The organism is Janthinobacterium sp. GW823-FHT06H09, assembly GCF_058794735.1.
Genome location: NZ_JBXAHC010000006.1, coordinates 166,195 through 190,596 on the forward strand (window position 1 = coordinate 166,195; position 24,402 = coordinate 190,596).

The following is a 24,402-nucleotide window of genomic DNA, read 5'->3' on the forward strand; positions in this document are numbered from 1 at the left end:
CAGATGCCGCAGGTTTTGGCCAGGCGCAGCATCAGCGTGCCACTTCCTTGGCAAAATACTTGGCCCAGTAAGTCAGCGTGCGCGACGAGCTGGTGCATTGCACGACGCCCGATTCGCTGGCGAACAAGTAGCGCAGCTCGATGGGCAAGCCACCTACCAGGGCGCGCTGGCTGTCTGGCAAGAAGAAGCCGCCATGCTGCAGCGCCTGCAGATCGCTGATGATGAAGGTCAGATTGGTCGCACCGTAGGCGTGATAGGTCTTGACGATCTCACGGAGATAATCGGACAGCACGGCAATGCTGTCAGGAGTGCGGGTGCGAGTCTGAGCATTGGCCAGCAACAGGAAACAGGTTGGCGCGACAGGTACGACACATTTTTCAAGGGCCGGACGGCCCGGTTTCGGCATTGCCGGGATGTCGGCGTGACGGGTGGCGTGCAGCGTGTTTTCCATCGGTTTTCCTTATTTCAGGTTGAACGAATCCCGCACGCTCAAAAGGGAGCGCTGCAGGGCACAGCAAAAGAGGGGAGTTACAGCGGCCGGGTTACGGCGGCGCGAGGATCGGGATAGTCATCAGCAGCCCGCAGTCAGGTCCAAGGCCAGCTGGCTGGTGGCTGCCGCGCGCGCATGCTGGGACATCGGGATGCGAATATCCGGCTTGGGCATGGCGGACAGCGAGAGGGTGCGCAGTACTTCCAGGCCTGCCACGAAGGAGTGCCCGCAGTCGGGGTTCTGGCACATGTAGGTGATTTCCTTGAACATGGCGGACATCGTGCGGCTCTTGACGGCGCGGACGGTGTATTCGCAATGCGGGCAGGGCAGGCCGATGACTCTCATTTCAGCTTTCTTTCCACTTGGTACAGGGCGCGACCGCGACCCGTCATGTTTTTCGACTGCTTGCGTAAGCGCGATTTAACGAGCCATTCAGCGGCCTGCTCGATACTGGCTAGTCCTTGCCGCTGACGTAAGCGCTCAAGCAATTCGCGCTCTTCATCGTTGATGGTGATTTCGTGATCGGGCATGTTCGACAGCTTTTTAGTTACTCAAAAGTTACTATTTAGGGACTCGGTTTAAGCGCTGCAACGCTGTACGCTGTCGATGTTGTCTGCGGCAATGGTGGCAAGGGCTTCACGCATGACGATCTGGCGCACCAGCACGGCCAATTCTTCGCCCTGGTAATTGGCGATCGATGAAACGAGCTGGTGCTCATATTCATCCAGGCGCAACATGACTTTATGGCTACGGATACGTTTTGCATCGGGATACATGGCATCGTCCTTAGTTGAGGGGTTGAAATTCGATTTCGCGTTTGTAGTCGGCGAGGCCGCGCAGGATCAGGAAGCGGAGGAACCAAGCGCGGGACCGGTCAAGTTTCTCTGCGTAGCCTTCGACTTCGCATACCTCGTCAGACGTCAGACGGACGCCAAGTGGCTTAGAAGTGATGCCTTTGGCAGTACGCCTGGCATTGGATACGTTTTTCATAATGTTATGATGTGTAATCGCTACAGGATGGCGTAACTATAGTGTCCAAAAGCGCACTAGTCAACAAAAAGATGTGAGTATGAGCATGTTTGGTGAAAGATTAAAGCAAGAGCGTCAGCGTTTAGGCATGAATCAAGATGACTTCGCAGCGGTTGGCGGGGTCAAAAAACGCGCTCAAATTTCGTATGAAAAAGATGAGCGATCTCCGGATGCGGTCTATTTGTGTGCGCTGTTAGAAATTGGTGTAGACGTTTGGTATGTGATGACTGGCAGCGTTTCAGCTGCGGTGCTCAGTGCGGATGAAAGTGAACTAGTTTCTGGTTTCCGGAACCTAGATGCGCGTGGACGAGCTGGCGTTCTTGGAATGATTGGTGGCATGCGCCTGCCAACGCCCCCAGCATCTTCCGCAGGGAATGCCCCACATGTTGAAACCCATGGCACGATTGGGCAAAATTTCGTGGGGAACATCATTGGGCCGCAGACTTTTAATGTTGCCGGCAGCGGACGAAAAAAGGAAAAATAGTCTGCAAATGATTTACGTTCTTATGCTTATTGTAATTGCTGCTTGTTTGCTTTGCATAATTTTCAGCAGCTGGAATCCTCGGAAGCGAGCGATTGACGCTGGCGAGCCGGGCGCCTCCCTTTGGCGACATATTCAACTATGCATATCAAGCGCAAAGGTGAGAAAGCCTCCATGCCTAACCGAGCGGATTGCAGCTCCGCAAAAAGTTCCTTCGGCTAGTGAGAATATTCCACAACTCAAGCAAGTCGCAGTTGAGGTGCAACCTGCTCAAGTTCCATCACGCGCAAAGAAAAAGTCGAAGAGAGGGCCACGAGGCGAAGCAGGAGATGTCGACGAAATTCAGTTTTCGTATCCGAGGCGGGACGGTTTGGGCTATGTAACTCGGAAAGTCTCAGTGTGGGCAGTTGATGCGGATTATTTGGAAGGTTATTGCCATGCAAGGCAGGGAAAACGAACTTTTTCTTTGCGGCGTATTCGTGGCAAGGTGACTTCGCTAAGGACAGGAGAAGTTCAACGTACCGGGAGGTGGGCGAGTGCGATGCGCCTCCTTCCCAACAACAGACTCGTTACTGATGGGGCCTCCCATCGTCCAGTTGGCATTAAAGTCTATCCAGTGGGTAGGGCCAATCAGAAGCAGTGGCAGACAGCGGCATATTTTGTAGGTTTTCGTGATGCTAAGCGCTGTGGATTGGAGTCAATGGCGAGGGTGGCCGGTTGGCAGGTACGCGGAGGGTTTAGCGTTTCCCTGGATATTTTGATCGCTGGCCCGCTCGCTGGGAGCGTGCAACTGAGCAAAGCAGAATCGATGGGGATTGATGTTATTTCGGAGTCTGATTTTATAGAACGAATTGCGGAAAGCTGAACGATGGCGGGGTCAGGTCTGCTATTTGGACACGATCTCAGACTTGGCGTCTAGAATCACAGCAAATTGTGATGTACTAATTGTAAATACGGCACGACTCACTATGCTGCGTATGCGTATTGACGCTGAGCTTACGTAGAGACGTCGGCTTGCAAATTCGCATAGCTGGGCCTGTGTCGGAATGGCAGACCTGACCCTCAAACCCGATAAAATATCTCATCGACCATCACTATAATAATGATTTCTTCCTATCTTGAACAGATTCTTCCCGTGCTTCTTCACTCCATTGTATACGGTATTCCAGTTGCTATCTTAGGTGCGCTGCTTGCCCTTTCTTTTCACATTACTTTTGGTGCAGTCAAGGGACTTCCCAACTTAGGGTCGTACTTGTATCTTCATTCCAAGGCCGTTACGTTCTCGCTTGTAAGTTTCTTCCGCAATCTATTGTACATAAAAAAAATCCCTCTCGAAATTAATCCCCATGATACTGGTAATTCTTCGCCATTTCGCGTTGTAATTATTCCCGGAACGTGGAGCCCCAGGCAGTATGACTGGTCTCGGTGGCAGAATTATTTCGACAATCTGGAAAAATGTGGTTATGCGGTATATAAATTCCAGTGGCACGCGAGCAACAGTGAGAGCGCTCGACGCGAAGCTGTTATGTTCCTGCGTGATTGGCTTAATAAAGAATGTAATGGTGTGCAGCAAGTTGTCTTGATTGGTCACTCGTATGGGGGACATGTTGCAGCACTGGCGGGTGAAAATCCACTAGTTAGTGACGTTATAACTCTAGCAGCGCCATTTGTCTCAACCAGTAAGCTCGGAAATGAACAGATAGCAGCCGGTGCGCTTGCGCTGTTTACACGTGCATTCTTATTTCCGACAATAATTTGGCTTGCTTACACAATCTATATGGTTTATTCCGCAAATGGGATCGTTGGAATAACTGAGCCAAAGACTGGCTGGGATGCTTATGCATTCTTTGCCGGAATAGGAAGTTTCCTTTTCTATTCCGGTTCTGTCGTCGTTCGCTTACTCCAATCAATAGATAAACCACTAATGAACATATCCTTACCCAATCCAGGGAATAACGGCGCATCAGTTTTCTGTGTGCAGGTTAAGGGAGATCCTATCGTCGAGCAGCTAGTAGATGCAGCTAGGAGCGATTTCTCGCAGGCAAAAAGCTCGATTGCCTTTATGAAGCAGAATGCGATCCAATTCCCCGCAATCAAAAAATGGGCGATACCTTATTATTTTTTATGTGTTATTTTTGTTGCACATGTATATGCTTTTCCAGAAGTTTCTACTATCTTTGAGATTCTGGATAATTATAAGAAAAATATTACTCTGCAGGCGCTTCAAGGATGTTTTGTCTTTTTTGTGTATGCTCTATTGATTAGAGCTCTCGTCAGTGTTTTTCCTGTTTCTGCACTAAAAGATATCAAAAATTTGTTGTCTGACCTCTCGCAGCTTGTAGACTGGGACGCAATGACTCGAGACAACCGTCGCTCGGTAATATGCCTTCTAGCCGGACTGCCTTTGCACGCGCGGTTAGTGCATTCTGTACATATTTGCGCGAACATCCCTGAAGCAACGATATTGGAAGTTGAACTGCCTGAATCGCGCACAAGTTGGCACAGACATTCGGACGTTGTCGGAAATGAGCACGTGACATCGAAAGTAACGGATTTGTTGTGCTTGCGGATCAAGCAAACCTCTTCGATTTGAACTCGGTTGGGTATGCGAATACAACGAAATATACATAAAGCTAGCATTTAGCGGACCCTTTTCACAACTTGTATGAAAAGGAGCTACTGAAAGTTGGGATTGTATCTACTATGAAATATAGAACGGCGCTCAGGGAAGCTTGTACGGGGCTGAAATGTTGGGAGATAAAAATATAAATTTCAAATATAAATTGGTCGATAGAGTACTTCAACGTTTGTCACGTTATCTCCGTGTCAGTTTCAAAATTTCAGGAACCTCGCTGTTCTCACGAATGATCTCGCGTACCTCCTTGATGCGCTCCCACGCCAGTTTTGCCGCCCGCTTGGCGCCGCTCTTGCTCTTGTAAAGATGCTCCAGCGTCTTGAGCGTACCCGTGGCACCTGCCAATTCCTGCCCCGTCTTTTTCTTCTTCGCCGCCACGTCCTTCCACTTGGCCACCACGCCCGTGACGCCTTCGTCCGGGTCTTTCTCGTCCTCGCGCTCGGCTTCGACCGCTTCTGTTTTCGTTTCAAACTCCACCCGCGTGGTAAATCCATTACCGCCCAGGCTGTGCGTGACCTTGACCGATAGCCATTCGGTGGCGTCGATCTCGGGCTTGAAGCCCTTCACCGTCACGGGCGATTGCGGGAACACGGCCGGGTTGCCCAGGGCCAGGCTCATTTCGAAGGTGGCCAGGCCGCGCAGGATGCGCTGCCATTCGGCCACGGCCGCCGTGCGTGCGTCCGTTTCGTTGGCAAAGGTGGTGCGCAGGCGCTTGCTGTTGCCGGGCACGCCGGCCACGACGCTGCGGCGGCGCGCGTAGCGCTCGTCGTGCCAGAAGGCGCGCACGCCCGTGTAGGCGTCGCTTTCGGCGCTGTGGTAGCGGTGGCCGTCGCCCAAGGCGCGCGTGATGGGGATGACGGGCAGCGCCTTGCCGCTGGCGGTGCGGCTCTGGTTGATGGGGATGAAGAGCAGGGTGTCGTTCTTGACGGTGGCCACCGCGTCGTATTTCCTGCCCAGCCGGCGCAGGAAGGCCGCGTCGCTTTCGTGGGTCTGGTCGATGTGCTCGATGGCCGTGTCGCGCAGGCGCGCCGACACGCCCGACGCCAACTCGTTGCGGAAGGCAATCGCCTCGATGATGGCGCCCAGGGTGGTCTTGTGAAAGCTGTGTTCCTGTTGCTGTTTGAAGGTGTCGATCAGGTTGGCCGACCTGGCGCGCAGGGTGATGGTGTCGGGCGCGCCGCTGTGCTCCACCTCGTCGACGGTGAACTTGCCCATGTCCACCAAGCCGGACGCTTGCCAGCCCAGCGCCAGGGCGATCTGCGCGCCGCGCGGCGGTAAGGCCAGCTTGCCGTCGCTGTCGTCCAGTGCAATGTCGAGCTGGTCGCTCTCGTCGCCACGGCACAGGGTCAACGTCAGATTGATCAGCCGCGGTGACACGATGGCGGTCAAATCCTTGTCCTCGATGCTGACCTTGAAGGCGGGGATATGCTCGCTCATTTGAACTTGTCCGCCGCGCTGCCGATGGCGCTGCTGATGCTGGCGCCAATCTTGTCTTTCATCTCGCTGACCACGCCGCCGTATTTCGACGTGATGCCGCCGATCACATTGCCCACCACGCTGCCCACGGCGTTCTTTGCCGCGCCGGCAATGCTGCTGGTCATGCCGTCGATGCTGAGCATGTTTTTCAGGTCGCCGATGTCGCCCAGGCCGACCATGGCCAGCACGCCGTCGTCGTCGCGCTTGAGCGCAATCGAGAACTCGACGCGCCGCGCGCCGCCGCTGCCGTCCAGAATGGTGCGGCCCTCGGTCATGCTGGTGATGCGGTAGGAGCCGAGAATGCGGCCCGTGCCCTGGATCAAAATCCACGATTTACCGGTATCGGCCATCATGCGTAGCGCATCGAGCGAATACAGGGAGCCGGTCAGTTCCGGCGCCACCCAGCCCGACAGGGTAATCGTGTCGTCGCCTGGCCCCACGTACTGGTGCGCATCGCGCAGGCCCACGCGGGCCGTGCTGGCGTGCTTCCATTCCGTTTGCCGCTGCAGCTCGTGATAGGCCAGCGTGGGCAGGCTGAAGACGAACATTCCTAAAATCATCATCATGGTGGTTTTTCTTTCTTAATCGTGGTCGCGCAGGGACGAGCGGATGCGCGCCGCCTTTTCGCGGTCGCGCTGATCGAGCGCCACGCTCACCGCGCGCGCGATGGCTTGGGGATCGGTGCCGGCCTGCACATGGAAGGTGATTTCGATCTTGTCGCCCTGGACGGTCATTCCGGCACCAAACCCGCCCTGGGCCAGCGGCGCGCGCGTGTCGAAGGCGCTGGCGGGTAACGCCGTGGCCGTGCCGATGGCGATGCCGGCGCCCAGTTGCGTCAGGCGCTGCGCCATGCCCGATACCTTGGCAATCGGCGCGCCCTCGCTGCGGTCCAGGCCCACGGCCAGCCCCTGCATGGTGTAGTCGCCGAGCTGGGCAAACACGCGGCTCGGACTGTGGATGCCCAGCTTTTCCTTGAACCAGCCAATGGTGCTGGAACCGGCATTGCTGATGGCGTCCTTGACGGCGCCCATGGACCCGGTGATGCCGTTGACCAGGCCGCGCAGGATATTGGCGCCAAATTCCGTGAACTGGGCCGGCAGCTGGATGCCGAACCAGCTCAACACGCCCGCGAACGCCTGATAGAACATGCCGACGGGCGACCAGTTGATAATCAGGGCTGTGATACTGCCCAGGCCGCCCGCGCAAACCGTGCGCAGGCGCGCCCAGATATCGGCGAAGAAGGCGGCGATAGGTTCCCAGGATGCGGTGATGCGCTGCAGGATGCTGGCGCCAAACTCGCTGAATTTGGCTGGCAGCGCGATGCCGAACCAGCCCAGCACGCCCGCGAAGGCGCGATAGAACAGGCCCAGCGGTGACCAGTTGACGATCAGGCTGCTGACGCCGCCTATGCCGCCGGCAAAGGCGGTCTTGACGTGCGACCAGATGCCGCTGAAAAACGCCTTGATCGGCTCCCAGTATTTATAGATCAGGTAGGCGGCGCCGGCGATGACCGTGATGGCCAGGCCAATTGGATTGAGCATCAAGGCGCGGCCCAGCCACAGCACGGCGCGGCCGGCCCACATGAAGGCGCCACCCAGGCCGCGCAAGATGGGTGTGAGCACGCCGCCCGTCACGCCCATCTTGGCGAACATGACGTGCAGCATGGCATACGGGCCGATCAGGGCGGCAATGCCCAGCATCAGCGGGCCGAGCACCAGCAGCAGACCGGCCAGCACGGCAAAAGCGGTAATCATGATCTTGGCCACGGTCGGGTTGCGTTCCATGAAGCCATTCAGGCGTGTGACGGCGGAAATCGCCATTTCCAGTCCCTGCGCATACAGCGGCAGGATTTTTTCGCCCATGGTCAGTTTCAAGTTGGCCAGCTTCGACTGCGCCTCCAGTTCCTTGCCGGCGGCCGAGTCGCGGCCCAGCTTTTCCAGCCGGCCGATATCGGCGGCGCCACGGTTGAGCTTTTCGTTCTTGTGGATTTGCCCGCGCTGCAAATACATCTGCGAATACAGGTTCGACGCCGTGCGGTTGGAAAAGATGCTGCCGATGGCATCGAGCACCTGTTTCTTTTCCGTGATGCCTTTTTTTGCCAGTTGCGGCAACAGCACCTTTTCCATCCACTCAAACTGATTTTCTCGGAACAGCTCGGAACCCAGCAGCGCACCGGGATCGAGGAATGCAATTTGCCCGGCTTTATCTGGCGTGACCTTGCTTTTGTCTCCAATCAGGCCAAACTCGTCCAGCTTCCTGGCTGAACGTTTCGTCGTGCGGCCCTGGTACAAGTTCTGATAGGCGCTCATCAGGGACGTGCCGACGCGGTTGCCGCTCATTTCCTGCACCAGCGGTTCCATCTGGTAGTAAAAGGCGTCATCTTTCAAGCCCTTGGCGGCGATGCCGCCCGTCTTGATCATGTTCAGCCATTCATTCGGGCCGACGCGCCCGCCCGTGGCGGTAATCACCTGCTGCACGATATTGGCCTGGGCTTCGAACTTTTCCTTGCTCTCCAGGCCACCGCGCAGCTCGATCACCTTGAGCATATCCATGAACTTGCGTTCGTTGTCGGCGCCCTCGGCCTCACCAAAGAAGGCGTGATTGGCAAACTTCATCTTGGCCAGGGTAGGGGCGACCATTTCCGCGTGGTGCACGTCGGCAAAGGCGCTCATGCCGTCGCGCATCAGCTGCAGGTTGTCGAGCTGGCTGGTGCCGTAGGTCTTCATGTTGCGCGCGAAGGCGACGGCCTCGGCTGACACTTTGTCGCCCAGGCCCAGCGCGTTGACGCGGCCCACTTCTGTTTGATAGTGCTTGGCCTCGTTCAGCCCCTTGACGACAGGTGCGCCCAGCACGGCGCCCGTGGCGGTGGCGCCTGCGCCGGCCATGGCCATATTGCCCGCCTTGCTGCGCAGCTTGTCGGCGTGCTGGGTGGCATTGGTGACGCGCTGCTGCTTGGCGGCGGCGTTGGCCAGCTTCTGCTGCTGCAAGGTCATGGTTTTGTTGGTGGCCTCGATTTCGCGGCGCAAGGTGCGCTCGTGGTTGGCCAGGTCTTTGGTGCCGATGCCGGCGCCCGCCAGGCGTTCGCGCATGACCTGCAGTTGCTGGGCCTGCTGCTGGCCGGCCGTCTTCAAGGCGGCGGCCGCTTTGACGGCGGCGTTCAACTCGCGCGTCATGGCGCGCGTGGGTGCTTCCGTCTGTTTCATCTTGGTGGCCAGGCTGGCCACCTTCTGCTGGGCCGCTTCCAGCTTGGTGCGGGTGGCGTCCAGGCCGCCGTGCAGCTCGCGGAATTTGCCGATGTTCTTTTGCTGGGCGTTCAGCTCGCGCAAGCGGTCGCTGGTCGCCTTCAAGGCCTTGGCCGTGTCGCTGGAGCCACCCATGATTTTTTTCAGCGGGCCGGTAATCTTGTCCAGCGCTGCAAATACCACCTGTAATTTCAGATCCCGACCAGCCATCTATTCCGCTCCGCTTCGCTGCCGGGCGCGTTCGCGCCAGGCCATCAGTTCATCAATCGTAAAGCCGTCCATCGCTGCCGGCGTCCAGTGAAAGACGCCGGCAATGTCGGCCATGGCGTCTTCTACTTCGCCGGGGATACCGAAAGGCGATCGGCTTTGCTCGCCAAAAAACCGGCAACCTCGGCGCCCACGGCCAGCAGGTCGGCCGGGTCCATGTTGGCGATGTCGTGCGCGGTCAAGGTCGGTTCGGTGATACGCGGCAGCACGATCTGCAGGGCCGACACGTTCAGGTTGGCCAGCTCGATCAGGGAAATGCCGCGCAGGGCGCCCGCCTTGGGCTTGCGCACGGTCAGCGAGGTGATGAAGGTGTCGCCGCGTTTGATCGGCTCGTCCAGTTCGATGATGGCTTGATTGTTGTTTTCGGTGTTCATGGTGTTGTCCTTGTAGGGTGGTGGTGAAAAGTAAAAGGGGGATTACAGGCCGCTGGCCTTGCGGATGGCCGCATTGGTATCGACGCCGCCGATGTTCTCGATGCCGCTCATGAAGTCCAGTTCGATGACGGTGGCGCCGTCGATCATCAGCTTGTAATAGCTGCAAGCCATGGTGTACTTGTGGGTGGTGTCGTCGCCCATCTTGGCGCCGCCCATGTCGATTTCCTTGTAGCGGCCACGCACGACGACTTCGACGGCGGCCACGTTGCCGTCTTCGTCGTTCTGGTAAGCGCCGGCGAAGCGCAGCATCACGGCACCGTGCGCATGCGCGCCGTATTGCTTCAAGGCTTCGGCGATCAGGCCGCCAGCGCTCCATTCCAGCGACAGTGCTTCATTGCCGAAGTCGACGGACACGGGGCCGCTCATGCCGCCGGCGCGGTACTCTTCCATCTTGCGGCTCAGCTTGGGCAAGGTGATTTCGGGCACCATGCCCATGAACAGCACGCCGTTTTGGAATACGTTGAATTGCTTGAGTTTGTGGGGCATGCCCATAGTGTTCTCCAGTGGTCAGTTGCGCCCGCGCGTGGCGGGCACGGGGATGGTTAAGCCGCGATGCGCGAGGCGAAGTCGGCCAGGTAGCGGTCGGTGATGCGCTGCTGGAAACGCAGGTTTTCCAGCGGCGGCACGGGCGTGTAGTCATAATCGATGGCCAGCTTGCCGGCCTTGAGCGTGTCCTTGTCGTTGTACTGCTCGTCATACCAGGCGTGGCCGTCGATGATGTAGCCCTGCAATTTCAAGTCGCGGAATTTGGCGTTGATGCTTTCCAGCATGTCGCGCACCAGGGACGGATGCAGGGGCAGGTCGACAAAGGTGAAATGTGCTTCGGCGATGGTGTCGGCCAGCACCTGGGCCGTGCGCGTGTAGTTCTCGAAATAGAAGAAGCCGCCCGGCGCCTCGCAGGTGCGCGAACCCCAGAAGCGATAGCCGCCCATGTTAATCAGGGTGGTGACTTCCTTGGCGTTGAGCACGCCGGCGTCGGTGGCCGGGTCTTGCAGGTCGAAAAATACGTCCTGGGTCAGTCCGGTTGGGCCGTTGACGACCACGTTCGATAAAGTCTTGTGCCAGCCCGTTTCCTCGTCGATCTTGGCGCGCAGGCCCATGGCGTACGCCACAGCGGAAATGCTCGCCTCCTCATCGATGGCGGTATCCCAGTTCACAAAATCGGGCCAGATGATCATGACCTCGCGCTGGCCGAACTGGCCGCGATAGGTGGTGGCGGCCACCACGTTGCTGCAGCCATACGCGGAGGCGTACACGAAGCTGCGCAGTTGCTGCGCCACGCTGGCCAGGGCGTTGGTGACGGCCTTGGTGTCCAGGCCCGGCGCGCCCAGGATGCGCGGTTTCACGCCGAGTTTGCTTTGCGCGGCCAGCAAGGCTTTCACGCCCAGGTATTTGCCATCGGGCGAGACGCCGCCCACCACATTGCTGGTGGTGTCCGCTTCCGTCTCGCCTTTGGCCACACGCACCACGACGGTCAGGGGTTTGGTCTGCGCGGCAATCGCTTCCAGCGCGCGGTACAGGGTGCCCGTCTTGCCGGCCTTGCCCATGGCGGCCAGCACGTTGGTGACGAGCACGGGCGTGTCGAGCGGGAAGGCCGCCGGGTCGGCGTCGTCGGCCGTGGCGATCAGGCCCAGCACGGCCGTGGAAACGGTGCGGATGGGGCGCGAACCCTCGTTGATTTCAATGACGCGCACGCCATGGTGGTAGTCGGTGGCCATGTGGCTCTCCTGGTAGAAAAGAAGTTTCGGGTGGTTACTGCAGGTTTTCGGTAAAGGCGCGCTGCGCCTCTTGCGGCAGGCCGGCGGCGATCTGCGCGTATTCGTCGGCAATGGCCAGGCGCAGCGCATCGAGGTCGCCAGCGGCCAGCACGCCGGCGCAGATGGTGATGTCGAGCAGACGCAGGCGCGCGGCGGCAATCGCGGCGACGGTGGCGCTGTCGCCATCGGACATCGCCGCAAAGCCGATGCCGGCCAGGCGGTTCAGGATGGCATCGCGCGTCTTGCGCGTCGCTTCCAGGTATCGCTCGGCGAGGATGGAAAAGGGCGCACTGGCGCGCTGCCGGGCCACCGGATTGCCGGCGGCATCGGCAACGATATCGAAGCCCTGCGCCTGGGCGGCAAAAAGCGCCTCGTAATGCGCTGGCGTCACTTCGCGGGCGTCGTCAGGGATCGCCAGGTCCGCGATGCTGGTATCGAAAAAGCCGCAGCAGGAGGGGGAAAAGAGCTTCATGATTTACCTTCCAATTGCCAGAATACAGACGGGATTAATATAGAAATTGCCTGCCGCGTCCCGCAGGGAGACGGAACAATTGAAGCGTGACGGACCGGCGACGCCCACGTTGGCGATTTCACCGCCAGGGACAGAGCCGGTTCCCCAAGCCGCCAGACAGACGGACGGGAAGGCTGTGGGAAAGGCGAACACGGACGGCCCGGTATTTGAGGTGGTCATATAGCCCCACTGCAGCAGCAAGCCGCTGGGCAGGCGTTGATGGCCATTGCTGGCCAGGGAGGCAACGAAGGCGGAGGCATACTTGAGCTGGGCCGTGCCCGCCAAGGCCAGCCAGGCGCCGTCCGAGATTTTGACCAGGACCAGCGAATCGCCGTCGTTGAGTTCGAGCGACGACAGCGCGTTGTTGGCATTGCTGGCCACGATGACCTGGCCCGCCTGGCCGCGCACGATGACAGGTAGCAGGCTCTGCGAGACGATTTCCAGCGTGGCGCCTCCTGGTATGCCCGCCAGCGACGGCAGAGTCAGAGTGGCAACCTCCGCGCCTTGCACAAACAGCACCTTGCCGATGTCGGCCGCCTGGATGGCGTAGGACGCGCTCAACGTGCGCACGCCGCTGCGATTGCCCAGCGCGCGTTGCACGGCCGCCATGTTGGCCAGCCCGGTCGATGCGTCGAACTGTTGCGGCGTGCTCGTTTCGGTCAAGCACGGCAAAACCGTCGTGCCATCGCAATATAGCGCCTGCGTCTGGCCACGGCCAATGCCGACTCCGGCGCCGTCCACCGGTTTCAACGTCAGACTGAAGGCGCCCGTGGTCTTGTTGCACACCGTCCAGCTACACGCCGCCGCCGGCACGATGACGTTGATATTGCCCGTGAGCGCGCCCGTGAACTGCAGCACGTCGGCCTTCGCTTCCGCCTCGGTGAGCACCACGTCGACCTTGCCGGCCACGGATTTATTCAGGACGATCAGCTCTTTCGGCTTGTACTGCGGGTGCGGGTCGGCGGCGGCCAGGTGCTGCGCCAGCAGCGTGTCGGCATAGGCGCGCGCCTCGGCGCGCACTTCGATATCCTGCTCGTCGGCATACTTGCGTGTGGCCAGGATGACGGACGGATCGATTTTCAGTTCGATGGCGGCCGTGCTGGCGACGATCAGCACCACGCGCACAACCTGCGTGCGGCCGCTGCCCTCGACCATCAGGGGCTTGTAGCTGGGCGGGCAGTTGGCCACGGCGCACAGGTCGCCCGCCTCGTCGTAGATGCCGATTTCGCGCAGCCACCAGCCGCCCACGTCCTCGGGCAAGACTTGCTCGACGATGATCTGGCTGGCGTTGGCCGGGTCGATGGCGAGCTGGTTCAGGTCGGCGCGGCGTACTTCATGCACGAGCGTCTTTTGCAAGCGGTCGGGGATCGGCAGGGCGCCGTTGCCGTCGCCCACGCCCATTTTTTTCAGTTTCAGGGTGTGGCCCAGGGCGATGGCGTTGGCCAGCTTGGCCTCGCCCACCTGCGTCAGAATGGCAAAGTATGTGCTCATGGATAGATGGTCATGGTGTCAATGGTATGGGGTGCGCCGCCTTGTAATAGCGTGCCGCGCACTTCGATTTCTTCGGCGATCCACGGATAAACCGTCATCGCATCGCCGTGATAGGTACTCAAGCCGATCCGCACCTGGCCACGGGTTTCCAGATACAGCGCCAGGCCCGTCAAATGCCGGCTGACGGGCTTGGCGTCGGCGATCAGGCGTTCCATTTCCTGGAACATGGCGTCCGTGATGCCCGAGTCCAGCACGCCGACGTCGAGGCGGAAGGTGCCCGGCACGCCTGGCGGCGTGGTCTGCCACCATTCGGTGATGCGGATCAAATAGCCCAGGGACTCGACCACGCGGCGCACGGCGGCAATCGTGCCCTTGTGCTTGTGGATGAAATAGGACGCCTTGATGGTGCCGCGCTTGATCGACTCGGGCCAGGCATCGTCCCAGCGGTCCACGGAACAGGCCCAGGCCAGGAACGGCAGCAGGGCAACGGGGCAGCGGTCGGCGTTCCACAGGTCACGCAGCGGCACAGGCACGTTGACCAGCTCGGCGCATGCCACGGCAATGGCGCGTTCCAGCGCCGTGGTATTCGGCGGCAGGGTAGGCACGAGCTTATTCATCGAGCACCACCACATTCAAATGGATGGCGGTGCAGCGCGCGGCCTGGGTGGCGTCCAGTTCGATGTCCGCCGCCGGGCTGGTCAAGACGACCTTGCGCACGCCTTCGACGTGCACGGCGGCGCTGCAGGCGGAACGATAAATGCTGTGGCCCAGCGGACGGCGCGGCTGCGACACGCGCACGGCGTTGGCGCGCGCGGCGTCCAGCAGGATCGGCACTTCCGGCCCGACGCCGATAAACAAGGTGGCCTCGATCTGGTAGTCGATGACCTGGGCAGCCTGCACGGTGAGGCGGTCGCCCAGGGGGCGCACTTCCTCGGCGTTGAGCGCACGCGCCACGGTGGCCAAGAGCGTGGCGTCTGCGATGCCGGTGTCATTGTTCGCCAGCACCGTGACGGTGACGCTGGCCGGCGCGGGGCTGGTGGCGCTCGCGTCCTTGACCTGGCCGTCGGCACTGCGGGCGTGGAATTCATAGGAGGCTTTCGGGCCGGCGACGGACAGGCCATCCGGCGCTTCCTGGATGCGCAGGCGGTAGGCGTCGTTGTCTTCCATGACAGCCGCCACGGGCGGCAAGGCGTTGGGATTGGCCGGCGTGATGGTCAGGCGCGCCACGTTGACGTTGGCACCCAGCTGATCGAGGTCGCCATCGAGGGCGAACGCCAGCATGACGGCCTTGCCGGCCTCGTTGACGCGGTTGCGCAGAATGGTTTCTTGATACGCGTTTTCTTCCAGCAGCTTGGTGGCCGGTTCCGATTCCAGCTCGAGCAGGGCCGTGACGGCGGCGCGCTCGGCTTCCGGCAGCAGGCTGACCAGGTGCGTCTTGCGGCTGGCCAGGATGGCTTCGAAGTCCAGCACCTCCACCACGCTGGGCGCCGGCAATTGGGTCAGGTCGATAGGCGTGCTCATACGATGCCGCCTTGTTTGACGGGCACGGACAGGGTGATGCCCTGGCCGTTGGCCGTGCCGTCCAGCAGCAGCGCGATGGCGCCGTCCGTGTCGCGCGTGAGCTGTACGCTGGACAGTTGCAAACGCGGCTCCCAGCGGCGCAGGGCAAAGGCGGTGGCGGCGTAGATGCGCAACTGCGTCGCGCTGTTCAGGGGCTGGTCGATCAGCTCGGGCACTTCGGAGCCATAGCGGCGGCGCCGGATGCGCGAACCGATGGGCGTGGTGAGGATGTCGGTCACGGATTGGCGCAGGTGGCCCAGGCCCGTCAGGCTGCGCCCGGTGGCGGCGTGCATGCCCATCATGCTTGCGGCCCGCCCGACTGGTCGCCACCGGCTTTGACGCCGCTGTGCGCGTGCTTGGCCAGGCTGATGGCGCCGGCCAGCACGTCCTCGCTGGCTTTGATTGTCCCTTGCACGGCCATGGCCACGCCGCCGGCGGCGCCGGCTTTGGCATTCACGCCGCCGTTCAGGGCGGTGGCGCCGTTGACGATCAGGTTTTTCATGACGGTCAGGTCGCCCGTGCAGATGGTGCTGGGGGCGTTCGACGTCACCTTGTCGGCGGTGATGGTGGCGGTGCCGCCTGGCAGCGTGGCCGTCAGGGCATGGGCCGCATGGTCGTACTGCACCACGGCGCCGTCCGGGTAGTGCGTGGTGTAGATGCTGTCGCTGGTATCGGGCGCGTCAAATTCCTGCGAGTACAGGGCCGGCAGGACGATGCCGCGTGTCAGGTCGCCGCCCGGGGAAAAGACGATGACCTGTTCGCCCACGGTGGGCACCGACCAGGTGCGCGTGCTGCCGGCGCGCGGCGTGACCCAGTTCAGCCATTTGGTGGTGAGTGTCGGCCCGAGCCGCACGCGCGCTTTGGCCCCTTTGACCTCGGCAATGGTGCCCAGGCGGATCAGGTTTTGCAGCAAGCGGAGGATGTCGGACAGGTCGGCGTTCATGCAATGCATGTTGCCGAAGTCCGCGTGCGGATGCACGCGGGGGCGGGTTGATATATGGCTTAATGACTCTGGCAGATTGTAATTATCAACTTATAGTTTCGGTAAAGGCACGGCAGAGGGCCGCTTCCGACTCACTACTATACGGATGTTCGCGGCTGCTGCTTTCGAATTTGCTTTCTGATTTCTAGGACGTGGCCTCGCAGTTGTTCGGATGTATCTCGACTGATTAACGCGCCTTGTATTGCCCCTTGTGCTTTTGCGTATAGATCGAATAGATCCTGGCTTACACTATCCGCCAGAACCTCTGGCGCTATAAGGTCTTTGCTCTGCAACATCTCGTTGTACAGATCTAGGAGGCTTCTTGAATTCGCTTGACTCAAGCCGAGAGAAACACCATAAGCGCGAATTGTGGCAACGTGCAGCAGCCAAAGGTTGAGGAACGGGAGGGTCGCGTCGTCTTCTTGGGCCGCAAGTCGCGGCAGTCGTACAGTAAGCGCATGCTGTAGATTCAGCTCGCGAGGCTCTTGCGCAAGTCGACGAATCATTTGAAAAGATCCAGCGTCCACGTCTATATACCTGAAGTCAACCTTTGCTCTTGGAATTAAATTCGATATTTCTTCCAGAGCTTTCAGCCTCTCTTTCATCGCATCGTTACTCTGAGATTTGTTGACGAGTTCGATGATGATGATCTCGTCGGACTCATTTTGCGCGAGCGCATCGAACCGATATGAAAGGCCCTTAATTGAGGCATTGTAAAGAACAGTGAAGCCGCGCTCGAGGTAGCTTTTCCCAATCAACTTCAGTTGATATTGTTCGTATTCTCTAGAAATCACCACAGGCCACCATTGTTATTGATATACGGTTCAAATTTAATTGCTGTCGCATACTCTGGATTGAAGGGGCCGCCGGCAGCAATTGATGCCTGCCCGTTGGCGATCATCAGTGCTTTAAGTAAAGTTGGTGCCAACCCGACAGGAGTGAGCAGCGAGGCTCCTGCGATTTGTGTAAATCTTTCGGAGGTTATCCGAAGCACTGTTTTATCGTTGCTGAGAATCGGTGCGAATGGCGCTGCAGGAGGAATTGGCCTATTGTGCGTACATAGCGCATCGATTGTATGCTTGAGTCCGTTATCAATATCCGTATACTGGGCGTTGGGCGGAAAGAAGAATATCTTAACGGTCACATCGCCCGTGTACGGCGGTGCAATGGGATTCGGCGCGAACTTTTGAGTTAACTCTACTTTTCCAATATCGCTGACTATTTCTTTCCAAACCAGCATTTTAGCCGAGGTTCCGTTGACCGATGACGGTCTGCCGAGAGCTACAAATTCTATTGGTACCGTCACTTTTCAATTCTCCTCAATCCAAATTTATATAGACTAGTTTTAGTTCTTTAAGATTATGGAGATTTGCCACTGCCAGAGTGGCGTTTGTCGGGTACGATCTGTTTGATCATCAAATTTTGGCGGAAAGGAGAGACTTGCGTAGTCTCAGGTATCAGCAATAAAATTTAAAAGAGTTACGCCAATCGGCGAAGTTCTGCTCTGTGACAATCCACTACCACTCATGGCTGTATTTAATCCTTCAGTATTTACTAATCCACGGACGTACAAGTCTTTCCACAATTGGTTATACAGAGTGGTTTGTCCACGTAAAGAAGGAATATTGTCCTCCAGAACATGAGACAGACTTCCCATCGACATGCCGATAGGTGCAACCGGAGCATGGGAAAAAGCGAGTATTCGAAAGTGCATTTCCGAGAACTCATCAATGAACCCTAGCAGAAGATGCTGGAAAGTTTCTTCCGGTGCCTCTCCTATTGCGATATGAATAATTGCATTTTTCAGAGCGTCTAATTTTGCTTTCTGATGAGTGCGAATGGCCGAAGATGACGCTTGCATAACAGCGGTAATAAATTGGTTGTTTTCCTGCAGCTTAGAGAGGTCCAATCCATTTTCTTCCAGCTCGAGAAGTTTCTTACCTACTTGCTCCATCCAGGCGGCGCGGCGACGCTCCAAAGGGGGCTGGACCAATAACTGAAAGAGTTCGACGGCTGGACCTCCTACAACTGGAATAACAGAAAGCCCAGCCTTAGCCAGAGCGTGGGCTACGTCACCTTTTGAAGGTTTTTGTACATTAGCAGACATATCCATCCTTATTATCTTAATAGCCATCGCAACATCCGCAGCCAACAGCGGCTAGTATTTACGACTCTAACTCATTTGATAATTAGTGTCATTTTAAATTTGCGTTGGCGAACTCATTTTTTTATATGCTGTAGGAGAGATTCTCTTATCAGCGTTCTGTTTTTATCACTTAAGCCCAACAGCGACCGCTCCGGGTACTTGTAGGCGGGCCCTTCTTTAGCAATCCGATCTTGCTGGCCAAACTGATGCACCCGCGCCACGCGCGCCACCCAGCCAAAGAACCCGACCTCGATCTGGTCGCCTGTCGCCTTCACCTTCAGGTGTTTTGCGGTGCGAATTTTGGCAAACATCGCCGCCTTCTGCCGCTTGATACGTCCGTTCTTCCCTTTGAATTCCTTGCGCCGCTTGCGCGCTGGATAGGCCGTGCCATCCGGTCCTTGCTGCGCCTTGATGCGCTGCGCCTGGCTGCGGCGCAGGTCGATGGCCACCTTGTGATTGATGGCGCGGCGCTGGGCCGGCTGCAGCTTGGCCAGCAGGGCGCCGGCCCAGGCTTCCAGTGCGTGCAGGTCGTCGCTCATGGCGTGGCCTCGGGCGTGCGCCATTCGGCCAGCAGCGTGTCGCCGTCATACAGCTTCCAGAACTCGTCCGCGTAGGCCGGCATGTGCTGTATTTCGGCCAGGTGCTTGATGTCCAGGCGGCCCGCCTCGCCGGTCTTGACTGCCACGCGTTCGGTCAGGTCCAGCTTGATCGAAATGTCGACCGTCTCATGGTTGTTGAAATCCACCTCGAAGGCGATGCCGTGCTTGCGCGTGTCCTCGTTGGCCATCAGGTCGAGCTGGTGGACTTTGAGCCAGGCGATCAGGGCCACCATGATGGCGTCGGCGTCGCCCGCGTAATCGGTCACGATCAGGTTGAGCTTGAAGCGGTATTCGAAGGAGAGGGAGGCGGTGGCTGACGCCACCACGTTGCCCTCGTCGGCGAAGACCAGCAGGCGGTCGGGATCGCGCTGCAGGTCGGGGATGGCAGCGGCCAGGTGCTGGCGCAGGCTATTCGGTTTGTACATGGTAGGTGTCTCGTACTAGGTTGTAGGCGTCGATGCAGGCATTCAGCTGGCGGGTGGCGTCGTCGCCGTCGCCGGCAATGGCGTCAAGAGTTGCCGCAGTCGCCGGGTCAAGTTCGGCGCGCGCTTGGTGCCGATGGCTTGCGGCAGCGGTGGAATCTGCAGTGGTGGCACACTGGACGCTGGCAACGGGGATTGACAGGCGCACAGCGCCGCTGCGCACATCAAGATTAAAACGGTCGCGGTCAGTTTTCGCATGGGTTTGCTCCTGGGTAAGTTGGTCGGCGCGCTGCATCAGGGTGGCGCCGGCGGCGCGCTCCAAGGTGAGCACGCGGGCGGTGGCCTGGGCCAGCGCGGTGGCGGCCGTTCGCTGCAGCGCGGCGATGGCTACATCCTTGCGCCAGCCCTGGGCCGTCCAGCCCGCGATGGCGCCGCACAGGAGAACAGCGGCCAGCGGGCGCCAGGTGCTGGTCGTCACATGGCCACCCGTTCCTTGATCCAGCCGAACAGGAAACGGCGCTGGCTCTTGTTGGCTTCGGTGATGTCCAGGTAGCGCGCCGCCTGCAGGCCGTTCAAGGCGCGCAGCAGCACGGTGGCGCCATCCTGGCCGCGCCATTTGAGAAAAGCGGCCAGCGCACCCAGCGACTGTTCGCCCAGGCGGCCGTCGACGAATAGGGCCGGATAGCGCGCGCCCGTGTCATTAAAACCGTTCAGCCAGCGCTGCAGGAACTCGGCCGCGCGGTGCGGCCCCATGTTCACGCCCGTGTCGATCAGCTCGGCGCCGATGCCGGCATGCAGGGCCAGCACCTGGTCGAACTTCGGTTCCGTGATGTAGCGCGCCGTGTAGATGGCGCGCGCCACGGATTCGGGCAGATCGCGCATCGGCCCCGTGTAGCCATTCGCGCGCGCCACGGCCACGGTGATGCCGTAATTGGTTTCGCCGCCCTTGTCTTGCGGGTCATTCACATAGCCGCCTTCGGCGCGCAGGATGGCGTCGATGGTGCGCGCGATCAGTGGATTGTCGGTGGTGGCCATCAGTGTTCCTTCGCATCTTTGACCAGCTCGGCGATGTCCTTGTCGCTGCGGCGCTGGAACCACAGGGCCACGGCGCGCGATACCCACCAGCCGGGCGCGCCGACGATCAGGTCGATGGCGGAAGCGTTGACTATGGCGCCGATGGCGGGGAGCTGGGCGCATAGCAGCTGATACACGGTGCCGCCCAGCAGGCACGAGAACACGCCCGCGCAGGCCAGGCGGGCGACGAACTCGCCCTTGTTGAAGGTGCCGTCGGCGTTCAGCGGCGGCAGCACGATGTAGAGCATGGCCGCGCCGACCATGCCCAGCGCCGCCTTGAAGCCATACAGTTTGACCAGGGTGGCGAAACCACCAAACGATTCTGCGGACATTGCTTGATACTCCGGGGTGAAGTTAGATAGATTTTTCATGAGGATGAAAATGGTGGATTGCTGCGTTAATCCCATAGCTGCACGATGTCCGCGACCTGGCCCGTGCTGGGCGCCGGCTCGGGCAGGGTGACGACCAGGCCGGCCGGCAACACGGCGCCGTGGCGCGCCAGCGCGGGATTGCCTTCCAGGGTTTGCTCGACGTATCCCGCGCCGTCGCCCAGGTAGCGCCACACCAGGGCGTCTACCGTATCGTGCTGCTGCGTGCGTACCTGCATCAGATCAATTCCACGGTCAAATGCGTGCGGCCGACCATATCGGCGATGGCCCATTGCGCGTTGCGCCGCTGCGCGCCGGGCGCCTCGTCGAGCCACTCCATGCTTTTCTTGTCGCTGACGGACGTGGCCGTGCTGTCGTAGTCGCGGTAACGCTCGATCAGGTCGGCCTTCGCCGTGCTGTAGACGGCGCGCCGGTACTGCGCCAGCAGGCGGGATTCGCGGTTGATCTTGGCTGCGGGAACGTCCCCCAATGCAAGGAATCCGGCAGCGGCCTGCTTGCCTTGCCAGTCGGCCAGTTCGCGGTTGACGTGCAAAATGGCCTCGACCACGGCTTGCACCAGGCGCGCATCGGTGACGGTGCCGTCCAGGCGCATGGCGTCGCGCATATCGGTGAGCAGGATGTCGGGAAACCAGCCGTCGTTCTCGATGATGCCGGCGGCCGGTGCCGGCGGCGCGGGCGTGGTGCCGGGCGGGATTGACGGGGGCAGGGCCATGAAGGACATACGGGGGCGCTTTCAAAAATGGGGCGGTGGACGGGGTTCATCAGGCCGCTGGTTTGGCCAGAATCCCCCCGTGCCGCCGTGCTGCGGGGGATGCTCTTTACGTGGAACCGGCCGCGCGCTTGATGCGCCGTTCCAGCCGTTCCATATCTTTCTTGACGCCACACGATTCGGACAGGGCGCGGGCGCGTTTCAAATGACCCATGGCCGTTTCCGCCTGTGCCACCAGTTCCGGGGCGATGTCGGTGTCGTCGGCTTGGTCCAGCACGGCGACCATGGCCAGGCCGATGGCTTTATGCAGTTTGGCGCGCGCCTGGTCCGGTGCGTCGCTGGCGGCCGTCAGCTGTTCGACGGTGCCCAGCACCTGGGCCGCGTGCTGCGGATCGGCGGCCAGCTTGCCGTGCAGGTAGCCCTCGGCAAACTCGTCCAGCATCAGGGTGGCGATATCGCGGCTGTAGCCATCTGGCAGGGTGAACTTGTGCGCCAGGGCGTATTCGGCCATGACCAGGGCGCGCGCATATTCGCCCGTGTCGATATGCCACACCAGCAGGGTGGCAAAGACGTCATCCTGCGCGCCCTTGCCGCCGGCCAGCACGCCGTCGATCCATTGCGCGTAATCCGGCAGCAAGGTGGCCTTGACCTCGATCTTGCGTTCCACCGACTGGATGGATTTCAGGCGGCGGCGGTCGTCGGCCAGCTTGTAGAGCATCAGCTCGTAGGCCGTGCCGGTGGTGACGCCCTGCGGCGCGGCGGCGCCGGCCGTGCGCTCGGCCAGCATGCGCGCGCGGTGGCGCAGGGCGGGGGATTGGTTCGCCATCACTTGTCTTTCAGCTCGATGTTTTCCACCAGCGCGGCCAGGCCCAGGTCTTCGATCACGTAGGCGTCGTTGGACGACTCGTAATTCTCGATGCGGTCGCGCTTGGGCTCGTCCACCACGCGGCGGCGGCGCGCGCCATCCTGGAAGTAGATCGACAGATTGTCGAAGCGGGTAATCAGGATGGCGTTGTCCGGGAAGTACGGCACGCGCGCCGCCGGCAAGCCGCCGATACGCTTCTGGCTGATGATGATGTCGGCCGCCAGCGTTTCCGTGGGCGCCTGCTTGGTGTTGACCAGCGGGAAATACTTGTCGTTCAGCAGCTTGCGCCCGACGATGGCTACCAGGCCCGTGTCTTCCTGATACCACGGGTCCAGCAGGTTGACGGCATCGGTGACGGCCGCGTCCAGGTTGGCATAGTCGGCGCCGTCCACGTCGCCGATGATGACCTTGCCCGGCATGCCGTTGGCCACCAGGCCCAGCACGCGCTCGGGCGCCTGTTCGCGCAGATGCTGCAGCCAGCCCTTGTTCACGTCCTGCAGCAGCGGATTGGCGGCCAGGTCGGTGGTGGCCATGACTTTCACGCCATTGAAACCGATGACGATGCGGTCCAGCGCCTGGCGCGTCAGGATGGCGTTGGCCACGCGCGACTGGAAGTCCTGGAACTTGGCCCAGGCGTCCAGCTTGGCATAGCTCAAATGCGTGTCGAAGTTGGTCTGCTCGCAGCGGTACTTGGTGCTGTCCAGGGTGGACAGGTCGCGCGTTTCGCGTTCCTTGTCCTTGGTGTTGGTGCGGCTGGCAATCGGGCCGGACACGCCCAGGCCCAGCTTTTCGCCTTCCTGCTCGCCCACGCCGATGATGTTCACTTTTGAGAGGAACTCGCTCGATTCCTGCATCTTGTTTTCCAGCTTTTGCTGCACGCTGGGGGTGACGCTGAAGGTCTTGGCCACGTTGTCCGTGTCGTTCAGTTGGCCCAGGCGGGTTTCGTATTGGCCAAAGACCTGGCGCGTTTGCTTTTTCATGGTTCGGTGCTCCGTTGTTGAATGGGGGGGAAGAAAGGGCGAGGGCGCTTAAAACTCGGTCTGCACGGCACCGTCGTTGCCGGTGGCAGCAGGGCGGCGCGGGCCGTTGCCGGGCGCTTCGTCCATCTGCGCCTTGAAGGCGGCCAGCTCGTCCTGCGTGGCCTGCAATGCGGTTTCGGTTTTCTCCAGGCGCGTCACGGTGTCCGCGTAGTTGTCGTTGGCGGTGACGACGTGGCCGGCCAGCGCCTCGACGGCTTCGCTGATGTCGGCGAACTGCGCCGCGTCGGCGCCCGATTTATGGGAAAAGCGCGACAGCAGGTTTTTCACGGCATCGGCCAGCCTGATGCCCTGCTCTTCGAATTCCAGCTCGACCTCGACGGCGGAGGTGAACAGGTTGGCGCTTTGCTGCTTGCGGCCTGCGGAAAATTTCAGCGCATCCGTGCCCAGGCTGGCGGGGCTGTCGGTGACGCCCAGGCCGACCAGGTAGGGCTGCGCCGAATCGGCAAAGTCGGGCTGGATTTCCAGGCTGGTGTACAGCTTTTGTTTCGCCTTGTTGATGGCCACCAGTTCCGGCGTGGGTTCGATCTGCGCGAACAGGGCCAGTTTCTTGCCGCTGTCGGTGTCGACTTCCTCGGCTTTGACGGCGATCACGTCGCCGTAGGCCTTGAACTGGCTGTCGGGCAGGATGCCGCGAATGTGCTCGAGCCAGATGCGCGCGCCGTAGGTTTTCGGGTTGTAGGTGGCGGCGATCTGCTCGATGGTGGCGCGGTCGATGTTGCGGCCGTCCGTGGTGGCGCCTTCGGTGGCGACGCGGAAGAATTGGGATTTAGGCATGGTGGCGTGTCTCGGTTGATCGGATAACG

The 24,402-nt window shown here is 60.0% G+C and carries 34 protein-coding genes; 3 read left to right on the top strand and 31 right to left on the bottom strand.

The annotated features are described in order from the left end of the window. Positions 1-31: 31 nt before the first annotated feature. The 5 genes from AC1Q6X_RS11890 to AC1Q6X_RS11910 form a co-directional block, all read right to left on the bottom strand. A complete protein-coding gene (locus AC1Q6X_RS11890) occupies positions 32-451 on the bottom strand; it encodes a hypothetical protein (RefSeq protein WP_492497136.1) in 420 nt (139 codons plus the stop codon). A 120-nt stretch (positions 452-571) separates the two neighbouring features. Further along, on the bottom strand, positions 572-835 hold the full coding sequence (locus AC1Q6X_RS11895) for an Ogr/Delta-like zinc finger protein (protein WP_046682346.1): 264 nt from the start codon (positions 833-835) through the stop codon (positions 572-574). Then, the gene (locus AC1Q6X_RS11900; RefSeq protein ID WP_492497138.1) at positions 832-1,020 is read right to left on the bottom strand and encodes a hypothetical protein; all 189 of its coding nucleotides are present in this window, start codon (positions 1,018-1,020) and stop codon (positions 832-834) included. Before AC1Q6X_RS11900 ends, AC1Q6X_RS11895 begins: the two co-directional genes overlap by 4 nt. Before the next feature lie 48 nt (positions 1,021-1,068). Then, the gene (locus AC1Q6X_RS11905; RefSeq protein WP_492497140.1) at positions 1,069-1,266 is read right to left on the bottom strand and encodes a hypothetical protein; all 198 of its coding nucleotides are present in this window, start codon (positions 1,264-1,266) and stop codon (positions 1,069-1,071) included. Between the two features lie 10 nt (positions 1,267-1,276). Further along, positions 1,277-1,480 carry a hypothetical protein gene (locus tag AC1Q6X_RS11910; protein WP_492497142.1) on the bottom strand — a complete coding sequence of 68 codons (204 nt, stop codon included), beginning with the start codon at positions 1,478-1,480 and terminating at the stop codon, positions 1,277-1,279. A gap of 79 nt (positions 1,481-1,559) precedes the next feature. On the opposite strand from AC1Q6X_RS11910, the gene AC1Q6X_RS11915 reads away from it, so the two are divergent. The 3 genes from AC1Q6X_RS11915 to AC1Q6X_RS11925 all read left to right on the top strand — a co-directional run bounded on the left by AC1Q6X_RS11915 (position 1,560) and on the right by AC1Q6X_RS11925 (position 4,593). Further along, positions 1,560-2,003 (top strand): helix-turn-helix domain-containing protein, encoded by a 444-nt coding sequence (locus AC1Q6X_RS11915; RefSeq protein WP_492497144.1) that lies wholly within the window; start codon positions 1,560-1,562, stop codon positions 2,001-2,003. Continuing rightward, a complete protein-coding gene (locus AC1Q6X_RS11920; protein ID WP_492497146.1) occupies positions 1,903-2,865 on the top strand; it encodes a hypothetical protein in 963 nt (320 codons plus the stop codon). The genes AC1Q6X_RS11915 and AC1Q6X_RS11920 overlap by 101 nt, the downstream gene beginning before the upstream one ends. Before the next feature lie 237 nt (positions 2,866-3,102). Continuing rightward, positions 3,103-4,593, top strand: a complete 1,491-nt coding sequence (locus AC1Q6X_RS11925; RefSeq protein WP_492497148.1) for an esterase/lipase family protein — start codon at positions 3,103-3,105, stop codon at positions 4,591-4,593. A 222-nt stretch (positions 4,594-4,815) separates the two neighbouring features. Here AC1Q6X_RS11925 and AC1Q6X_RS11930 read toward each other — a convergent pair whose 3' ends face one another. The 26 genes from AC1Q6X_RS11930 to AC1Q6X_RS12055 form a co-directional block, all read right to left on the bottom strand. Further along, positions 4,816-6,072, bottom strand: a complete 1,257-nt coding sequence (locus AC1Q6X_RS11930) for a phage late control D family protein (protein WP_492497150.1) — start codon at positions 6,070-6,072, stop codon at positions 4,816-4,818. After that, positions 6,069-6,677, bottom strand: a complete 609-nt coding sequence (locus AC1Q6X_RS11935) for a phage tail protein (RefSeq protein WP_492497152.1) — start codon at positions 6,675-6,677, stop codon at positions 6,069-6,071. Before AC1Q6X_RS11935 ends, AC1Q6X_RS11930 begins: the two co-directional genes overlap by 4 nt. Before the next feature lie 15 nt (positions 6,678-6,692). Next, entirely contained in the window at positions 6,693-9,563 is a 2,871-nt protein-coding gene (locus AC1Q6X_RS11940; protein WP_492497154.1) for a phage tail tape measure protein, read from the bottom strand. Then, on the bottom strand, positions 9,564-9,677 hold the full coding sequence (locus AC1Q6X_RS11945) for a GpE family phage tail protein (RefSeq protein ID WP_071650284.1): 114 nt from the start codon (positions 9,675-9,677) through the stop codon (positions 9,564-9,566). Between the two features lie 8 nt (positions 9,678-9,685). Continuing rightward, positions 9,686-9,994, bottom strand: coding sequence for a phage tail assembly protein (locus tag AC1Q6X_RS11950; protein ID WP_492497156.1), 309 nt, complete (start codon positions 9,992-9,994; stop codon positions 9,686-9,688). Between the two features lie 42 nt (positions 9,995-10,036). After that, the gene (locus AC1Q6X_RS11955; RefSeq protein WP_070289540.1) at positions 10,037-10,546 is read right to left on the bottom strand and encodes a phage major tail tube protein; all 510 of its coding nucleotides are present in this window, start codon (positions 10,544-10,546) and stop codon (positions 10,037-10,039) included. Between the two features lie 50 nt (positions 10,547-10,596). After that, the gene (locus tag AC1Q6X_RS11960; protein WP_492497158.1) at positions 10,597-11,772 is read right to left on the bottom strand and encodes a phage tail sheath protein; all 1,176 of its coding nucleotides are present in this window, start codon (positions 11,770-11,772) and stop codon (positions 10,597-10,599) included. A gap of 34 nt (positions 11,773-11,806) precedes the next feature. Beyond that, positions 11,807-12,283 carry a hypothetical protein gene (locus tag AC1Q6X_RS11965; protein WP_492497160.1) on the bottom strand — a complete coding sequence of 159 codons (477 nt, stop codon included), beginning with the start codon at positions 12,281-12,283 and terminating at the stop codon, positions 11,807-11,809. Between the two features lie 3 nt (positions 12,284-12,286). Then, positions 12,287-13,813: a phage tail protein gene (locus tag AC1Q6X_RS11970; protein WP_492497162.1), complete on the bottom strand. Its 1,527-nt coding sequence runs from the start codon at positions 13,811-13,813 to the stop codon at positions 12,287-12,289. After that, positions 13,810-14,430 carry a phage tail protein I gene (locus AC1Q6X_RS11975; protein ID WP_492497164.1) on the bottom strand — a complete coding sequence of 207 codons (621 nt, stop codon included), beginning with the start codon at positions 14,428-14,430 and terminating at the stop codon, positions 13,810-13,812. Before AC1Q6X_RS11975 ends, AC1Q6X_RS11970 begins: the two co-directional genes overlap by 4 nt. After that, the gene (locus tag AC1Q6X_RS11980; RefSeq protein WP_492497166.1) at positions 14,423-15,334 is read right to left on the bottom strand and encodes a baseplate assembly protein; all 912 of its coding nucleotides are present in this window, start codon (positions 15,332-15,334) and stop codon (positions 14,423-14,425) included. The genes AC1Q6X_RS11975 and AC1Q6X_RS11980 overlap by 8 nt, the downstream gene beginning before the upstream one ends. After that, complete coding sequence (locus tag AC1Q6X_RS11985; protein WP_492497168.1) at positions 15,331-15,675, bottom strand: GPW/gp25 family protein; 345 nt, start codon at positions 15,673-15,675, stop codon at positions 15,331-15,333. The genes AC1Q6X_RS11980 and AC1Q6X_RS11985 overlap by 4 nt, the downstream gene beginning before the upstream one ends. After that, the gene (locus AC1Q6X_RS11990; RefSeq protein ID WP_492497170.1) at positions 15,672-16,316 is read right to left on the bottom strand and encodes a phage baseplate assembly protein V; all 645 of its coding nucleotides are present in this window, start codon (positions 16,314-16,316) and stop codon (positions 15,672-15,674) included. The genes AC1Q6X_RS11985 and AC1Q6X_RS11990 overlap by 4 nt, the downstream gene beginning before the upstream one ends. 137 nt (positions 16,317-16,453) lie before the next feature. Next, on the bottom strand, positions 16,454-17,149 hold the full coding sequence (locus tag AC1Q6X_RS11995) for a hypothetical protein (protein ID WP_492497172.1): 696 nt from the start codon (positions 17,147-17,149) through the stop codon (positions 16,454-16,456). Continuing rightward, complete coding sequence (locus tag AC1Q6X_RS12000; RefSeq protein ID WP_492497174.1) at positions 17,146-17,661, bottom strand: RusA family crossover junction endodeoxyribonuclease; 516 nt, start codon at positions 17,659-17,661, stop codon at positions 17,146-17,148. Before AC1Q6X_RS12000 ends, AC1Q6X_RS11995 begins: the two co-directional genes overlap by 4 nt. Positions 17,662-17,805: 144 nt before the next feature. Then, entirely contained in the window at positions 17,806-18,489 is a 684-nt protein-coding gene (locus AC1Q6X_RS12005; RefSeq protein ID WP_492497176.1) for a hypothetical protein, read from the bottom strand. A gap of 86 nt (positions 18,490-18,575) precedes the next feature. Next, a complete protein-coding gene (locus tag AC1Q6X_RS12010; RefSeq protein ID WP_492497178.1) occupies positions 18,576-19,040 on the bottom strand; it encodes a phage virion morphogenesis protein in 465 nt (154 codons plus the stop codon). Next, positions 19,037-19,525: a phage tail protein gene (locus AC1Q6X_RS12015; RefSeq protein WP_492497180.1), complete on the bottom strand. Its 489-nt coding sequence runs from the start codon at positions 19,523-19,525 to the stop codon at positions 19,037-19,039. The genes AC1Q6X_RS12010 and AC1Q6X_RS12015 overlap by 4 nt, the downstream gene beginning before the upstream one ends. Further along, positions 19,509-20,000: a lysis system i-spanin subunit Rz gene (locus AC1Q6X_RS12020; RefSeq protein WP_492497182.1), complete on the bottom strand. Its 492-nt coding sequence runs from the start codon at positions 19,998-20,000 to the stop codon at positions 19,509-19,511. The genes AC1Q6X_RS12015 and AC1Q6X_RS12020 overlap by 17 nt, the downstream gene beginning before the upstream one ends. Further along, entirely contained in the window at positions 19,997-20,557 is a 561-nt protein-coding gene (locus AC1Q6X_RS12025) for a glycoside hydrolase family 108 protein (protein WP_492497184.1), read from the bottom strand. Before AC1Q6X_RS12025 ends, AC1Q6X_RS12020 begins: the two co-directional genes overlap by 4 nt. Next, positions 20,557-20,928, bottom strand: a complete 372-nt coding sequence (locus AC1Q6X_RS12030; protein ID WP_492497186.1) for a hypothetical protein — start codon at positions 20,926-20,928, stop codon at positions 20,557-20,559. Before AC1Q6X_RS12030 ends, AC1Q6X_RS12025 begins: the two co-directional genes overlap by 1 nt. Before the next feature lie 65 nt (positions 20,929-20,993). Further along, on the bottom strand, positions 20,994-21,203 hold the full coding sequence (locus tag AC1Q6X_RS12035; protein WP_492497188.1) for a tail protein X: 210 nt from the start codon (positions 21,201-21,203) through the stop codon (positions 20,994-20,996). Next, a complete protein-coding gene (locus tag AC1Q6X_RS12040) occupies positions 21,203-21,706 on the bottom strand; it encodes a head completion/stabilization protein (protein WP_492497190.1) in 504 nt (167 codons plus the stop codon). Before AC1Q6X_RS12040 ends, AC1Q6X_RS12035 begins: the two co-directional genes overlap by 1 nt. Positions 21,707-21,803: 97 nt before the next feature. Beyond that, positions 21,804-22,520 carry a phage terminase small subunit gene (gene gpM, locus AC1Q6X_RS12045; protein WP_492497192.1) on the bottom strand — a complete coding sequence of 239 codons (717 nt, stop codon included), beginning with the start codon at positions 22,518-22,520 and terminating at the stop codon, positions 21,804-21,806. After that, positions 22,520-23,539: a phage major capsid protein, P2 family gene (locus AC1Q6X_RS12050; RefSeq protein WP_492497194.1), complete on the bottom strand. Its 1,020-nt coding sequence runs from the start codon at positions 23,537-23,539 to the stop codon at positions 22,520-22,522. Before AC1Q6X_RS12050 ends, gpM begins: the two co-directional genes overlap by 1 nt. Positions 23,540-23,587: 48 nt before the next feature. Next, entirely contained in the window at positions 23,588-24,373 is a 786-nt protein-coding gene (locus AC1Q6X_RS12055; RefSeq protein WP_492497196.1) for a GPO family capsid scaffolding protein, read from the bottom strand. Positions 24,374-24,402 lie beyond the last annotated feature (29 nt).